Genomic DNA, 14,176 nt, shown 5'->3' on the forward strand with positions numbered 1-14,176 from the left:
CTCCTTTTTGAATCGTTCGTTTCTTTTCCGATCGCGCGTCGGTGATATCAGCCGCGGCGCGGCGTCCGGACCAGCCGACCCGGTCTGCTGCGGCCTTTTACTTAAGGGCTTCTTCTATCTGAGCGACCCTTTCCCTCGCCGCCCCGATAAGATCGGGATCGTCGGTGTGCCGGATGATATCCCTGTACGCGATCAACGCGTTTTTAAAGTTCATCTTTTTCTCGTGAAGCGCGGCTGAACGGATCACGGCGGAGATCCTGAACGGATCAGTCTTGTCCTCCGAATCAACAGCTTTGATGTACGCCGCGAGAGCCTTTTCGGGATCTCCCATCCTCTCACGGCAATATCCGATATGGTAATTCAGCTCGATCTGAAGCGATGGAACCTCTTCCGCCGCCGGCAGTATCCTGGCGAATTCCCTGGCAGCCTTCTCGAACATCTTCTGCTCTTCATATATCTCGCCGAGAAGTTTGGAAACTTCCATCTCCCGCGTCCGGTCAGGCCCGTTATCGCCCGCTACAGCCACGCCATTAGTCCTGTACCGGTCAAGCATTGCGATCGCGGCGTCGTAATCACCGAGGATCCGGTAGCACATCCCGAGGTTGTAGATCGATGCCAGCTTCGTCTCTTCATCGGCATCCATTTCAAGGACAGCGTTGAAATCTTCCGCCGCGACGGTGTATTCCCCTTCATTGAACCGGATCATCCCCAGCCTGAAGGTAGCGGCTGGTTCAAACTCGCTCTTCTCGAAATAAGCAAGGAACTCTTCCCACGCCAACCTTGCCAGCGATATCGAATCAGCCCGGCTGTACGAATCAGCCATGAAGAACCACGCCCGGTCGGCGGCTGAATAGGTCGGGAATCTTTGGATCGCTTTGCGGAATTCCCCGCCCGCCGAGATATAATCTCCACGGTCATAAGCCCTCATCCCGATCTCGAACTGCGCGTCGGGAGCCAGTGGCGAATCGCTGAAATCATCGACCAGTTCCGCCAGCCTCGCGTCGCTGCTGTCCTCAAGACCGATGCGATACAGAGCCTGGGTGATTCCGGATCTCGCTTCCACCGAGGCGGGAGTATCCGGGTAGAGGCTGGCGACCTGCTTGAACTGCTCCAGCGCTTCCTCGTCCCTGCCTTCGTTATAATCGCAACTGGCCAGCTTCACCATAGCGCCGGCTGTTCTGTCCCGATCGGAAGTATTGTCGATCAGCCCCCTGAAGCATCTTCTTGCCTCTTCGTAATGTCCCGTGTGGAAATACAGGTCTCCCGCTCTTTTCCATGCCTCGAGGGCGGTGGGGGAACCTGGACTGGCGGCGACGACCCCTTCCCAGCACGCGGCCGCGTTCCCCGGCCTGCCGAGCCTCAGGTAACAGAGCCCTGACTGGTAAAGAGCAAAGATATGATCGTCATGCTCGGGAAATCTCCTGTAGAAATCATTGTATCGGAGCACCGCCTCTTCATATTCTTTCCTGTTGAAAAATGAATGGGCTATCGTCAGGGAAGCAGCGCTGATATTCTCCTGATCATCCTGCGCCGAATAACGCGCGAGCATCCTCTCTTCCGTCTCTATTGCCAGATCTTCCCTTCCCTGCTTCGCGTAAGTCCAGGCGAGCAGCTTGTTCGCCTTTACGCCGGCAGGGTGGTCCGGAAATTCCTCGAACAGTTTTTCCAGTGTCGCCTGCGCCTGGGTAAAGCGCGATTCGGCGGCTAGAGCATCGGCGTCAAGAAGAAGGGCGTACGCTCTCCACCGGGATCTGCTCGATGGCATCTTATGGAGCACCAGATGGGGTGCGCCAGCTAGAAGTCCCATGTCTCCGGTCTGGTGGTATGAGTACTCCAGGAGGCAGAGGGCAGCTTCGGCTAATTCCTGGTGCTCCAAAGACCTGAACCGGTATGTGGACCCATCCGGCTCTCCCCAGTATCTGTCCAGCACAAGCTGAAAATATGGCGCCGCCGCGGACGGCAGGCCCTGTTCGAGCAGTCCCACTCCGGCAAGATATACGGCGGCTGGAGCTTCCGGTGAATATGGATACCCCGAAGCGACCGCCTGATATGTACTGTTGGCTTCGACATTCCGTCCGAGAGCGTCAAGACAACGGGCTATCCTGTACAATGAAGCCCCGGCCAGCCTATGATCGAAGAACTTTTCAAGAAGCCTGTTGAACTCCGTGATCGAATCCTCGTACCTTCCCTGGTGCCATCTCATCTCTCCCATCGCGAATCGTGCCCTGGCCGCTTCATCAGAATTCCCCTCGGCGATTTCGCGCATGACCCCATACCCCGCGCCTTCGTCGCCGGAGAGAAAGAGGCTCAGCGCTTCAAGATATCGGAGGCGGACGGAGAGGTCGCCGCGGGTAAGGCCGGCGCCAGTCTGGTTGAGACGGGCGGCAGCCTTTCGATAATCGTCTTTGCTGGAAAATATCCTCGCCTTGGCGAAAAGGGCGAAACCCTGAAGATTCGAATCGGGATACCGGTCGGCCAGATGCTGGTAGGCTCCAGCCGCTTTGAAAAGATCCCCTTTCCTCTCGAATGCCAGGCCCTTTAGTATAAGAGCAGGAGCACTCTCTCCCGCCCTCTCCAGTGAAAGGATACAGGCATCGTCATCTTCGCCGAGGTATTCGATGGTAGCGACAGCAAGATTCAGCCCTCGATCGTTTTTCATCCATGGAATATCGCTCCCCAGGATAAAGGCTTTCCCCGCGGCTTCATCAATACGGCCGGCCCGGATATCATTCCAGATCCCAGCCAGACGGGCATACGGCGAAAGAGGGCTGGAAGGAAAAGCCCTGCTCCACTCTTTCCATTCTTTTTCCGCCTCATCGCCAAGCCCAGCCGCTTCGAGATTCCTTATCCTGGCGAAAAAAGCATCATCGGCGAAATCGTCTCCCTTTGATCTCTTCAGCGCCTCGCCGAACCGGTCGGCTGCCGTTTCGTATTCCCCCGCCATCGCCCTTGCCTGCCCCTCGAGGAAAAAGACTTCGGCGAGTATATCGGCGGGAAGTCCCGCTCTCTTGATCATCTCAAGCGAACTTACGATCTCCCGGGAAACAAACAACTTCGTCTGGAATGAACCGGATCTTGCCCCTTCCAGTTCTCTGCCCAGCTGCGACAGGGTCAGCGGTCCCAGAATATCCGTACGCTGCTTTCCTGCCCCGGGAACAGCCGCTGACAGCATCGAGGATATCATCAGTATTACGACCGCGATCGTCAAAGTCGTTACGGCTATCGCTCTGTCCTGGTTATTTTGTGGCATCTCACTTTCCTTTTACTTTTTTCCCACTACTACCGGTACGTTAAGATCAGGAATACTCGTGTCTATCTCGACAATCCCGGTCCTACCTGTCACTTCCGTTCCGTCAGTGTCTGTAACTTTAAGAAGATATCTATAGGCTCCGTCAGGCAGGGGATCTCCCGTGTTGCTCTTGCCATCCCACATCAGGTGCGATGGAATCGATCCCTTTCCTCCGAAAGTGCGGACGATCGCCTCGTTCCTGTCAGAGATCGTAAGGACCCATCCGGCCACTTCATTCCTCGTTCTGGAACTGAGGTCGAACTTGGTGACTGAACGGCTGCCAAGGGGTGAAAACACTTCCGGGACCGCTTTTGACCTGGCGTAGAATCCTCCAAACCTGTATCCGATGCTGAACCTGTGCGTGACGCCAAGTTCATGATTCTCCATCCCGTAATCGACCTTCAGGTCGTGCGGCATCCTGAAACTGAATCCTCCCGCGGGTGAAAAAGCGTTAAGGCCGAACCTCATCGCCATCTTCTCCGTCAGCCAGTATTCCACTCCCGTCTGAAAACGCGTCTCTTCAGCCCCGAGACGTACGATTTCGGCCGTGACAAGGGCCCTTCCCGAATATGTCTGAACGGCTAAGCCTCCCCTGAATCCGACCGGGTAACTCTCGTCCGTGTCTCTGAGCGTGATCGAGGGACCTCCAATATTTAAAAGGGAAGCGCCCGCCGTGACTTTCGGCGACACCCTGCACAAAAGACCCAGGTCCAGGCCGAACCCGGTGTCCCTGTAATCCTCTATTGACTGCCGGATGATCTTGATATTCGATCCGACCGAGAGGAAGGAAAAAAGATCGTGGGAAGCGGAGAGGATAAAAGCGATATCGCTCTCTCCGAATGTCCCGATAGATTCGTTGAATTCGTTCGTCCTTTCGAACGAACCCGAACTGAGCGTCAGGACGCTCAGGCCCAGTGTCGGAAATTTTCTTCCGGGAATGACGAAGCTGAAACTGTTTATTGATGTCCCCTCGAAAAGGACCGCAGTTTCAAGGAAGACTTCGTTCATCTGCAGCCGGGTCATCCCCGCGGGATTCCAGACCATGCCGATAGGCTCGTCGGCTATCGCCGTAAAGGCGCCACCGAAGCCGAGGCTTCTCGCGGTACGGTAACTGGCAAGCCAGTCGCCGGTCATTCCCCCGTTCTGGTCATCTGCCCAGCCGGCTTTGAGTCCGGCGGGGTCCAGTAAGACGGCCAGGGCCGCCAGGACGGGGACAAGCGATCTGATTGTTTTTTTCTTACGGTACAACATCGGATCCTCCCGATCTTTCATCTTATGACTCCAACTCTTCTGCGCATTGAATGAATAGTCTCTCCCGAACGGACAGCCTCTATGACAAGAAGGTATCCTCCGCTTGCCACCATCGCGCCGTTTCCGTTTTTCCCGTCCCATTCGATCTCGTTCAAGCCGGCAAGGCCGCCGGCGTCCCCCTGGGCGATGCTCTTTCTGAAGACAAGCTTGCCGCTGAGAGTGAAAAGTTTCATCGTGACTGAAGCGTCGTCGGAAAGGTTATAGGCGATCGTCGTATTGCCTTCGTCGGGATGGAACGGGTTCGGATAGTTCGTTACCGATCCTCCCGGCGACGAAGGATCGACCAGCGCAGTTTCTATCTGCAAAGAGGCGGCAAGTTCGTTCGACTTGACCCTTACCATCCCTATCTCGGCTTCGTACGGGCTGAAAAATTCTGCTCTTGCTATTCCTGCTCCATCTGTGAATTCGTCGATCGGCATGATCGATCCCGCGCCTCCGGCAAGTTCGAATTCGACCGGTTGATCCGGAATACCGTTTCCGAACTCGTCAAGCACGCTGGCTCTTACGATCATGCTTTTTCTGCCGCCGATCCACGGCAGATCGCTTTCAACAGCCATCCTGTCCGGCGGAGCAGGCGCGACGGCTACGACCCCGGTCATCCCTGGAGCGCTCCCCTCGTCATCGCGGATGACTAGGATGATCGGTTCCGCTTTTGTGTATGTCTGGCGGATAGACCTGATACCCTGCAACAGCTGGAAACTGGGACTGAGAAGCACGCCTCCTCCCGGATTGCCGTTTTCCGCGTTGAGCACTTCAACCCTGGCGAAGGAGTTGACCTCCTGCATTACCGCCCCTGCGTCGTTTGTCACTTTGACTGAAAGGGTGAATGATTCTCCGGCGACCACCTGGTCGCGATCGATCTCGACCTCGTAATGGAATCCGCTGTTGATCATCCTGACCTGCGAGACAGCCTCCTCCATCGAGGGATCAGATATGTTCGAAGCAGTGATAAGCTGATACCCGCCAGTGGACAGATTGACCGAGACCTCCAGAACGCCATCGACAAGGAATCCCCCGCTGATGATCTCACCGAGCTGATCGGTCGAGACAAATTCTATGTCATCATTGGCCTCTCCGACCGGATTCCACCACTGGTCGGTGGCCAGTATCTTCACGGTAAATGTGTGGTTTATCGTCTGATCGGTCGGCGTTCCCGCTTTTCCTCTTTCGGACCCTGGAACAAGCTCTTCGCCTGGAGCGATCATAATGATCTTTGAGAATGGTCCTGGAAGGATGGTGAAATCATCCGATTTGAATACCGTCGTCTCCTCAATATCGATATCATTGGCAAATATATTGTGCTCTCCGGCTGCATAGAATGTCGCGCTGAGAAGAGCAGTACCATTGGAAAGCTGCGTTTCGGGAGCGATTTCGGCATAGGCATCGCTCGATATGACTCTTACTCGATCGTTTACATCGGGAACGCGGTTTGACCATCTGTCTATCGCGACGATCATTATATCAAAACTCCCCCCGGCATCCTGCCAATCGGGCATTCCGTAGAGACCGGGATCCATTCCCCCCTGGGGAGTCTGCCCCGGCATGACGACCTGGAGAGCCACATACTCACCGGGAAAGACCTCTATCGTACTACTCGTCCCGATATTTGGCGGAATCGAATAATCTATGCAGGAAAAGAGGATATCCTCGCCGGCGCCGAAGAAGGTGACTTCTCCGCGCCAGGCGCCGCTTGTGAACTTGATCGTCTCCGGAGAGATGCTGCCCGGCCCTGTATTGGCGGCGAGCATCGCGTAACCGTTGTAATCTGTAAGGGGATTTCCTTCATTATCTATGACATTGACCCCCGCCATGACCGGAATGCCGGCTGTGACCGGCCCGGTAACCGGCTCGATGACGAAAGTCGGCTCGTTTGAGATGACCGGTACAACCTCTGTCGTCATCCCGATGATATCGCAATCAGTCAGGTCGCTGACCGTAAGAGTCCGGTTTCCCGCAGTCATGAAGGTCATATTGAATTCTATGGCTCCGCCGGCGAAAGATCCAGTGAACGGGACCGGGACGCCCGGATCGGTGGAGGTGACCATGATCTCGTCCGAACTCTCCACCTGGTTCCAGAACTCGTCGGTCGCGTACCCGTAGACCCTGAACCCATACCCGGCTGTCTGCGTGGCCGGAGATCCGCTCAGGCCGGCCAGCGTCGATGGAGCCTGTGCCTGCCCCGGCACGAGAAGCTGTACTCTTGCCATTTCACCTGGGTGTACGCTGAAACAACCGCTTGTCCCATTGATAGTCCGGTCCACGATCGCGACAGCCGATATCTTTACGCTGCCGCCCGCGCATTCGGAACTGTTTTCATCAGCCAGAAAGAGAGTGACCGCTCCCGACCAGAAGCCTCCCTGAAGCTCGATCGTGTCGGGGCTCATCCGTCCATTGCCGATACTCGTCAATTCTGAAAGTTCTATGACTGAGGAAAAACCTGTGTCGGTATTGCCTCCCGCGTCAACGGCGCGAATCTCGAGATCGAACGGCGCGCCTGCGTACTGGTCCGCGTATATCTGCGAGATCTCAAGCGCTGCAGCGTCGCCAGTTCCGCTGGCTGCTTCGACGGGAGAGGATGTCGCGGAAAAATGTTCACGGTCGGTAAGATCCTCTGCCGTAAAGGTGAAGATCCCGGATGAATTGAGAGTGACAAGCGCCCTCAGTTCTCCGGAGATCAGCGGCCTGGAGGGAGGAAGTACGGCGTTCGGATCGGTCGAAGTGATCCTTATAACGTGATTGACACCGGCGACGGTGTTCCATTCACCATCACACGCCCTGACGATCACCTCGAAAGGTACGCCGGTTATCTGTAAGACCGGCGTGCCAGTCTTGCCCTGGTCGGTTCCCGGCGCGGGCGACTCGCCCGGCAACAGGATCTGAAGCTGCGGATAGGGGCACGAACCCGCTCCAGTATTGAATATCATTATCAGCGCCGCGCAGATTACGACGGTCTTCAGCAATCGATCTGCTTCTCTTCTTGCCTTGCTCACGATCTTCACGCTCCCGTTTAAATCAAATCCGTTTTTTACACTTTTTATCGTTTGTTCAATCGATCTGCCTCTTCGATGAGACAATCCTACAGACCCCCGAACGGCAAGAGATATGCCACGGACCGATCGTGAAGCCGAAGCGGGGAATAGCCCTGTCTAACCTCCGGAAGAACAGGCTTTTGATTGAAACAGGACTGGAAATGGAAGAATTAAGGAGATAATGAGACTGCGCGGGGGAAAGGAATCGATTTCCTTCTACTGGGAAAAATTTTCACCGGTATCAGCCGGACAGAGGCGTCCGAGCGGTTGGAAAGGCATGTTGAAGAAGCCTAATCTCCTTCCGCGGGTCTCTTTTCCCCGTCGCCACCCGATATCCTGAACCATTGATCGCCAGAGATCGATAACGTGACGCCTTTGTGACCTTTGACGCTCCAGATATATGTTTCCCCTTTTTTAAATACACCGGTTGTCGAATCGGGAAGGGTCAGGACCATGCCTTTTATATTCTCACGGCTGAATATCCCGGCGAGATCGGCGTCGAATATCTCCAGAGAAAAGAAATCAAATTCTTCATCAGTCTTCCATCTGAAGATCCCGGGCGCTTCACCCAGATCCCCCGCAGGCTCGATCAACCTGATCTTGATTTTTTCCGCTCCGTCGCCGCGGACCGGATCGTTCGTCGGTCCATTCTCGACATCCCCCGGACCCCGGCCGACGATCGACGCTATGATGATCAAAACTACCGCCGCTGCCGACGCCAGCCACCTTAGTTGAAATAACCCGCCGGTCTTTTTGCCCGGGCGACTCGTTACGGTGGATGAGCGTTTGATGATATCTTCAGAAAAGAATCTCTCCAGTCCGGATCTCGCTTCTTTCCAGCCCGATGCTCTCTCCAGCTCCGTATCGCCGTCGATAGACTCAAACCGATCGATCATCATCAACTCGTGCCTGCAGAGAGGACAGGACCTGATATGACCCTCCATCTTTGACGCTTCTGCCTTGCCGAGATCTCCCGATCTGTACAGGGCAAGCATCTCAATGTCAGGATGGCCATCGCCGTTTCTCTTTATCAAATCTTCTACCCCTTGCTTATGAGCTTCCTGAATTTGCGCCTTGCGTTCTGGATAAGAGTCCTCGCTCCCGTCAGGTTCTCGCGCCGCATGATCGACGATATCTCTCTTATCCTCATCCCTTCATAATAATGCAGGATAAATGCCTCCATCTCGTCGTCGGAGATCACGCCCTCGGCTTTTTCGACAAACCATTCGATATCGTCCGATATCTCCAATCTCTTTCCAGGTTCGTCGCCACCCTGGACGAAATCGGTCAGTTCATCCAGTACAAGCATCCTGTTGTACCATTTTCTCCTGTTGCTCGCTATCTCCCCGAGGCAGTAATTCCTCGTTATCCTGTATATCCAAGTGGAAAGACTCGACCTGAAAGAGAAAGAATCTATCTTCGCGAAGACCCTCATGAGGATCTCCTGCGCGCAGTCCAGAGCCTCCTCGGCGTCATGGGTATACGAGAAACACCACATGTATATCTTTTTGTTATACCTGCCGAAAAGTTCCTCGCAAGCTTTTTCCGGACGATCCGCGGCTATCAGCCTTGCCAGATCCTCATCGGTGATATTCTCAAGTCGTGCTCTCAATCGTTAGACTCTCCGGCAGATAAAATGACATAAAAATCATAATATATTTTCTACTTCGAAAAACTGTTTTCCGCCACACCGTCGCCGGTAAGGATAAAGGAAGCCCACAGGCCCGGATTCCCTTCCACTTCATCCCAACCCCTCGCTTCAGGCCCGAGCTGTCTGAGCGCCTCCGAGGGGGAACTCCCTCCGGTCACTCTTTCATAAAAGGAGACCATGAATTTTTCCGCAAAACTGTCGGGGACGTCGGTCAGCGAAGCCAGGACGCACCGGCTGCCGGCATGAATAAACGCCTGGGCAAGCCCGAGTATTCCCTCGCCGTAAGAGATCTCACCGCCTGCCGAGCTGCACGCCGACAGGGATACAAAGGTTCCTACGAGATCAAGGGAAGCTATCTCCCTCCACTGCAGCAGCCCGTCCTCATGTACCGAGGCGAGGCTGTCCGGGCCTGGAGAATCGGGTTCGAGTACGATGAACGATCTTCGCGGATTATCATCGTCGACATGGCTGTGCGCGGCGCAATGAAGAAATGAGATCATGCCGATCGGCGCATTCTTGAATCTCCTCTCGCTCGCATCCTTTCCAGTGATCACGAGAGACTTATTGAAAAATGAGGCGACCCTCACCGCCTCTCGTTCAGCATTTGGAAGGTTCTGGACCGGAATGTCGGTGAACGGGTATACCCTCTTCGAATCAAACTGCTCACTCTGTCCCCGGTATCCGAAAGAGATCATTTCGTGGAGTCGCTCCACGTCACCGGCCATCTCACCGGGGCGATTCCTCAGGTAAAAAAGAGTCCTGAGAGAAGGCGTGTAGAATATCTGGTGACTGTCCCCGAGGTACCCACTCGCACTTCTCAGCATAGAAAACGACACCCGTCCCAGAAGGCCATCGGGAATAATGACAAGCCTGTCCCCTGCCCTGATATCACCCTCGGCTGGCCTGAGGAGAAGATCGTATATCTGCCTTTGCGCTCTTTCGACAAGATGAGCGGGGATATTTCCTTCTCCGCCGGCGCTCCGCCGGTCACCACCGGTTTTGAAAAGACTTAGAAAATATCCCGCTTTTTTTTCAATCTCAGACCTTCCAGGCAGGGTATAGTATTTCACCATGCCACCGGAGATAGAAACAAGATATGATCTTTCGATCCCCAGAAAATATGAAAGCAGCAGTTCGCCTGGATAAAGAGCCGAGAGGAGTTCTTCGGGCTCTTCAAACTCCGGACAGACCTCCGATATCCGCCAATCGCTGCCACCCGCTTTTCTCAACTGAAGCTTCCTGAAATCCTCTTCTATGCGTTCGATCCCCGAATTCATCTTTTTTCTCTCATCATCCTTCAATCCGCCTTCCTGGAGTCTTTTCTGCAGAAAGGACAGTCTTGATACCAGTTCGAGTTCTTCCTCGTCGGCGCCCTTGCCGTCATCAAACGAATTCTCCGTCCTCGCCTTTCTCAGGCGAGCGGCAAGGACCCACGCCCTTGATCGTTCCATGTATCCGAATGCTTCTAATGTTCCATTCCCGTCATCTTCACTATCGAGAAGCAGGGCGACGATCCTTTCATACGGCGTGATCGCCGATCTCAGCATATGCCTCTGGAACTGTCCGGAACCTGTCATGAACCTCAGGGACTCGACTGTCCTGACAGCTTCTTCGAAGCATTCTCTCGCCATGGCGAAATCCTTTTTCTCGCGGTACCTGTCACCCAGTTCGCTCAGGCACTTCCATCTCAACTCCTCGAGTCCTTTCACTCTTGCCATCGACACGGACTGGTCGAGATAAAAGATCGATGAATCTCTGTCGGCACAGGCCATGCCTTCAAGGTACAGCGCCCTGATCCCGTAGAGACTGTCCCTGTTTTCGGCGGATATCAGCTTTCTGTTTTCCTGGATATATTTTTTCGCCTCGAAAATGTCTCCGGCGGCGATGTAGTGGGAAGCGAGATTGTTGTTCGCCCATATGAGATCACCCGCTTCATCTGTCTTTATGGCAGTTTCGAGGTATTCCAGGTAATACTTTTCAGCCAGATCGAATCTTCCCGAGACCATGTAGATCGATCCCATCCCGCTGGCCACTCTTTTAAGAAGATCGATATTATTGCCGCTTGCGGCGATCTCTTTCGCTTTTTCATAATGTTCGATCGAGGCCTGGTAATTGCCAAGGTAGTAGTAAGCCGAACCGATACTGAAGTGTGCTTCCCCCTCGCCGCTCAGATCGCCGATTTCCCTGTAGATCTTCATCGCCTCGAATTCGTTGGTCAGCGCTTCCCTGTATCTTCCACCGAGGTCGCAGACCATTCCTGTCGAATTGAGACACCACGCCGCCCCTTTAAGGTCTCCAAGCTTCACCTTTAATTCGTACGCCCGCCGATAGTATTCTTCCGCCCCGGCGAGATCACCGAACCTGTGTTTCGCGAGAGCCATCCCAGCGAGCGCCCAGTTCAACCCGTACAGGCTTTTCATCTTTTCATATTCACTGACAGCGTGTTCGTAATGCCGTATTGCTTCGCTGTACTCCCCGTCGAGGACCTGGATATAGGCCAGTCTCAACCTCGCGCCAAGTTCACCCCAGGTGTTGCCGCTGCCCAGGTGATTGTCGAGAGAACGCCTGAAATATTCCCTTGCCTTTCCCTTGTTTCCCTGCGTCTCGGCGATCGCTCCGAGGCCGTAGTCAATGAACCCGAGAAGCCACATCGAGCCGATCGATTCCGCTTTCTCTTCAGCCTCTTTTAGGTATCCCGAAGATCTTGCGTTGTCTCCAAGCTTCCCCATGACCTGGCCCATGTTGTTCAGGATTATCGCCTGGTTCTCGATCGCGCCAAGTCTTTCGTACTCCTTCAGCGCGTCAAGGTAATATCCTGATGCCTCCTGGAATTTCTGCCGTTTTTCGTTTAACCGTCCCCGGCCTGAGAGGCAATATGCCTTGATCTGCCTGTATTGATGGTTTTCCCGGTTCTCAAGGACGAAAGAAAAAAGGCTGTCCGCGGTGGATAGATCGTCGGAGATATTTGCGATCTCCGCTTCGAGAGAGAGTATCTCCAGATCGATCCTTTTCTGATATGGCAATCTGGACAGGCAATCGCGGGCTTTCTTTACCAATAATTCGGCGCCGGAAGAATTCCTTGCGCCTATCTGCGATTTTATTCCTTCAATAAAACATATCAGCGCTGAAAGGCCGTCGCCAGCGGCAAGATATCCGGAGCCAGCATCCGATAATCCTTCTGCAGCCCCCTCGAAATCGCGCGAGCGCTTCAGCAGGACACTTCTGATAAAGGATCTGAAATGAAGTACTTCACCAGGATCGACATTGTCTGCTGAAACAGCTTTCAGGAGGCGGTCAGAATCGAGTATTCCGAAGCGCGATCTCGCCTTTATCAGAGCATCGGACGCAATGATCGATCCAGGATCGTCTCTGAGTAATTTCAGGCAATATTCGACAGTCTCGGAGTTCTTTCCCGTATCAAGACGCCTGGCAAGCGATTCGAACTCCTTCAATCTTTCCGCCTGATCCTTCCCCCCCGGGCTATTTGCCGGAAGCTGCGCGGCAGAGACCGACGCGTTAAGAAGGAGCAGTGACAGAAAGACCGGTATCATACGCTTCATGAGTTCAATGATATCATCAACACTCTATACTGTCCGCTGATTTTTTCACCTGGATTACAACTGGATACCGAAGATATGCGTAAGCGTGTAATAGATTCCGACTAGTATGAATATCGCGCCAGTTCCTCTCCGGGCCCATTTCTCCATAAGAACGATCCTTTCGTAAGCCTGCCCGACCCGTTTGGCGCCGAGCGCGATGAGGATGGCGAAGAGCATGACGGGCAGCCCGGTGGCAATACCATATATGACAGGCAGGACTACTCCTGACCTCAGCCTTAGCGCCACGGGGATGAGGCTTCCAAAAAAAAGGGCCGCCGAGACGGGGCAGAATGAAAGGGCGAATATCACTCCAAGGAGGAACGATCCCCACATCCCGAGAGATTCGATCTTTTTCTGAAATCTCTCCCCCGCTCCACGCCCCGCCATATTGATCTCGATCAACTCGATCAGGACCATCCCGGTAAGTATCAGGAGAGGGCCGAGAAAGATGTTCATGTACTTCTGCAGGTTGTGCGAGATATACGGCGCTGAAAGCAGGCTCGTCACAAGGAATACTCCGACAACGAGATAGGCAAAGGTACGCCCCGCCGTATAGAGAGCTCCCGACGCCAGGACCCTTGAGGGTGATCCGACATTGCGGCTTGTGAAGGAAATAGCCGCTATATTGGTCGCCAGGGGACATGGGCTGATCGATGTCAGGATCCCGAGCCAGAATGCTGAAGCTATCCCTAAAAACAGTTCTGTCACTTCTCCACCGCCTCTAGAAACTCTTCAGTCTCTTCCTGAATGTAATCGATGAAGCTTTCCTTCTCTTCGTATACGAGTTCCCAGACGCTGTTAAGATTTTTCCATTCCTGTCTTTTACCCTCTCCAATCCGTTCGAGCACGACTGAACGGGTGGAAAGCTCGAACTCTTCTACATAATGCTCATTCTCGGGATCTTCCACATCGACTACCCGCCAAACGAGTGTCCCTTTTTTCAGCTCGTCTGCGAATCCCGTCTCGATCGCTTCTTTTGCGTATGCTTCTATCGTAAGGCAGGTCTTGCATCGCGTCTTACCATGAAAGTAATATGCCACGACTGTGGCCGGTGCCGGGGCGAGGCCGGATGAACCTTCATCCAACGTTTCATTCCGCCCGGCCGATCCCTGATCTTCCCTGCCAGACAAAGTCTCTCCGCCTTTTGAAGTGACCCCCGTCTCTCTCGCTACCAGATAAACGACACTCACTGCGACAAACAGAAGAAGCACCGCGGTGACTATCCTTTTTGATCTCATCTGACCTTACCTCCGGTGATTTCCAAAATGTCTTCTCCATGATCTCCGGGAGACTACAT

The 14,176-nt window shown here is 54.0% G+C and carries 8 protein-coding genes; all 8 read right to left on the reverse strand.

The window, feature by feature from the left end; genetic code table 11:
- Positions 1-97: 97 nt before the first annotated feature.
- The gene (locus tag JW814_05600) at positions 98-3,250 is read right to left on the reverse strand and encodes a tetratricopeptide repeat protein (protein MBN2070913.1); all 3,153 of its coding nucleotides are present in this window, start codon (positions 3,248-3,250) and stop codon (positions 98-100) included.
- 12 nt (positions 3,251-3,262) lie between these two features.
- Positions 3,263-4,540 carry a PorV/PorQ family protein gene (locus tag JW814_05605; protein ID MBN2070914.1) on the reverse strand — a complete coding sequence of 426 codons (1,278 nt, stop codon included), beginning with the start codon at positions 4,538-4,540 and terminating at the stop codon, positions 3,263-3,265.
- 17 nt (positions 4,541-4,557) lie between these two features.
- Positions 4,558-7,590 (reverse strand): hypothetical protein, encoded by a 3,033-nt coding sequence (locus JW814_05610; GenBank protein ID MBN2070915.1) that lies wholly within the window; start codon positions 7,588-7,590, stop codon positions 4,558-4,560.
- Positions 7,591-7,919: 329 nt separating this feature from the next.
- On the reverse strand, positions 7,920-8,663 hold the full coding sequence (locus JW814_05615) for a hypothetical protein (protein MBN2070916.1): 744 nt from the start codon (positions 8,661-8,663) through the stop codon (positions 7,920-7,922).
- 5 nt (positions 8,664-8,668) lie between these two features.
- Positions 8,669-9,241, reverse strand: a complete 573-nt coding sequence (locus JW814_05620) for an RNA polymerase sigma factor (protein ID MBN2070917.1) — start codon at positions 9,239-9,241, stop codon at positions 8,669-8,671.
- A gap of 50 nt (positions 9,242-9,291) precedes the next feature.
- Positions 9,292-12,840, reverse strand: coding sequence for a CHAT domain-containing protein (locus JW814_05625; GenBank protein ID MBN2070918.1), 3,549 nt, complete (start codon positions 12,838-12,840; stop codon positions 9,292-9,294).
- A gap of 54 nt (positions 12,841-12,894) precedes the next feature.
- Positions 12,895-13,587 (reverse strand): sulfite exporter TauE/SafE family protein, encoded by a 693-nt coding sequence (locus JW814_05630; protein ID MBN2070919.1) that lies wholly within the window; start codon positions 13,585-13,587, stop codon positions 12,895-12,897.
- Entirely contained in the window at positions 13,584-14,117 is a 534-nt protein-coding gene (locus JW814_05635; protein MBN2070920.1) for a hypothetical protein, read from the reverse strand. Before JW814_05635 ends, JW814_05630 begins: the two co-directional genes overlap by 4 nt.
- Positions 14,118-14,176: the final 59 nt, after the last annotated feature.

This window comes from Candidatus Krumholzibacteriota bacterium (assembly GCA_016932415.1).
In the GTDB taxonomy this organism is placed as follows: Bacteria; Krumholzibacteriota; Krumholzibacteriia; order Krumholzibacteriales; family Krumholzibacteriaceae; genus Krumholzibacterium.